The sequence below is a fragment of the Hydrogenophaga sp. genome (assembly GCF_041633695.1).
GTDB lineage: Bacteria > Pseudomonadota > Gammaproteobacteria > Burkholderiales > Burkholderiaceae_C > Hydrogenophaga.
Window position 1 is genome coordinate 1 of sequence record NZ_JBFJMY010000653.1, and the last position, 1,788, is coordinate 1,788.

4 protein-coding genes are annotated in these 1,788 nt (G+C 62.8%); all 4 read left to right on the top strand.

Annotation, left to right across the window (positions count from 1 at the left end):
• Positions 1–482 (top strand): imidazole glycerol phosphate synthase subunit HisF (gene hisF, locus ABYB95_RS22865; protein ID WP_372662453.1); only part of this gene is annotated, 482 nt, incomplete at its 5' end.
• Between the two features lie 52 nt (positions 483–534).
• Positions 535–933, top strand: coding sequence for a phosphoribosyl-AMP cyclohydrolase (gene hisI / locus ABYB95_RS22870; protein ID WP_372662462.1), 399 nt, complete (start codon positions 535–537; stop codon positions 931–933).
• A 3-nt stretch (positions 934–936) separates the two neighbouring features.
• Positions 937–1,344: a phosphoribosyl-ATP diphosphatase gene (locus ABYB95_RS22875; RefSeq protein ID WP_372662456.1), complete on the top strand. Its 408-nt coding sequence runs from the start codon at positions 937–939 to the stop codon at positions 1,342–1,344.
• Positions 1,341–1,730 carry a DUF4870 family protein gene (locus ABYB95_RS22880; RefSeq protein ID WP_372662459.1) on the top strand — a complete coding sequence of 130 codons (390 nt, stop codon included), beginning with the start codon at positions 1,341–1,343 and terminating at the stop codon, positions 1,728–1,730. Before ABYB95_RS22875 ends, ABYB95_RS22880 begins: the two co-directional genes overlap by 4 nt.
• Positions 1,731–1,788 lie beyond the last annotated feature (58 nt).

The window sequence follows — 1,788 nt, forward strand, 5'->3', positions numbered from 1 at the left end:
CCAGCTTCAACTCGGCGGCGATCGCCAACCCGCAAGTGATCCGAGACACCTCTGAAAAGTACGGCTCGCAATGCATCGTGGTGGCCATCGACGCCAAGCGCCGCTTCGGCAACGACTTGCTGGCGCGTGGCGAGGGCTGGGACGTCTACAGCCACGGCGGGCGCCAAAACACCGGCCTGGACGCCGTGGCCTGGGCGACCCAGATGGCACATTACGGGGCGGGCGAAATTTTGCTCACCAGCATGGACCGCGATGGCACCAAATCGGGCTTTGATCTGGAGCTCACCCGCGCGGTGAGCGATGCCATCTCGGTGCCGGTGATCGCCTCTGGCGGTGTGGGCAATCTCGACCACCTGGCCGATGGCGTGCAGCAAGGTGGCGCCGACGCGGTGCTGGCGGCCAGCATCTTCCACTACGGTGAATACACCGTGGGCCAGGCCAAGCACCGCATGGCCGAACGCGGCATTCCCGTCAGGCTCTGAAACGCCGGGTTGAGCCGCCCGCTTGCATGGCGGATACACCGGCGCGTGGTAGATTCAAAACATGAATTGGCTAGACGAAGTGAAATGGGACGCCCAGGGGCTGGTCCCGGTGATCGCACAAGAGGCCGCCAGCGGCGACGTGCTGATGTTTGCCTGGATGAACCGCGAGGCGCTGGAAAAAACCGCCGAGCTGGGCCGGGCCGTGTATTTCAGCCGCTCGCGCGGCAAGCTCTGGTTCAAGGGCGAAGAGTCTGGCCATGTGCAGACCGTGCACGACATCCGCCTCGATTGCGACAACGACGTGGTCTTGCTCAAAGTGACCCAGCTCGGGCACCAGCCCGGTATCGCCTGCCACACCGGGCGCCACAGCTGTTTTTACCAACGCTACGAACAGGGCGCCTGGAGCGCGGTGGAGCCGGTGCTCAAAGACCCCGAATCCATCTACAAATAAGCCATGACCATCGAACAAACATCCCCCGCCCCTGTGGACGCATTGATGCGCCTGGCCGCGGTGATCGAAAGCCGCAAGCCGGTCAACGGCGGGGACCCCGACAAAAGTTACGTGGCGCGCCTGCTGCACAAAGGGCCAGACGCGTTTTTGAAGAAAATTGGCGAAGAAGCCACCGAAGCGGTGATGGCGGCCAAGGATGCCGACCACGGTGGGGACAAACAAGCGCTGGTGAACGAGGTGGCCGACCTGTGGTTCCACTGCATGATCGCGCTGGCCCACTACGGCCTGACCCCCGCCGAGGTGGTGGCCGAACTTTCGCGGCGCGAAGGCCTGAGCGGTCTGGAAGAAAAGGCCTTGCGCAAGGCCGTGGCGCGCGACTTTGAATCGTCCATACGGGGAGAGGCACCATGAGCGACATCATCGACGTGGACGTGGTCGACAGTGAAAAAGCCCAGTCGCTCAAGAGCGTGGGCTGGCTGAGCTATGTCTTGCACCTGATCGTGGCGGTCGCCGCCGTCATACCCGGCGCCCAGGCCGGTCCTGCCCTGCTGGTGGTGGCGCTGGTGATCGATCTGGTGAAAAAAAGCGAGGCCGACGGCACCTGGCAGGCCAGCCACTTCTCGTGGCGGATTCGCAGTGTGATCTGGGCCGCGCTTTTGTATCTGGTCACGCTGCCGCTGTGGTTCATTTTTGTACTGCCGGGCTGGATCGCCTGGGGCGTCATTTCCATCTGGTTCCTCTACCGCATCGTCAAGGGCATGGTCGCCATGAACGACAACCGGCCCATGCCCAACTAGGGCCTGTTCACACTATTTTTCCAAGATGCGTTGCGGATCAAAAAGGCCATGCGCAAGG

Excerpts from the sequence above, each read along its gene's own strand:
- ABYB95_RS22875 (WP_372662456.1), top strand. The coding sequence starts at position 937 with ATGACCATCGAACAAACATCCCCCGCCCCTGTGGACGCATTGATGCGC.
- ABYB95_RS22880 (WP_372662459.1), top strand. The coding sequence starts at position 1,341 with ATGAGCGACATCATCGACGTGGACGTGGTCGACAGTGAAAAAGCCCAG.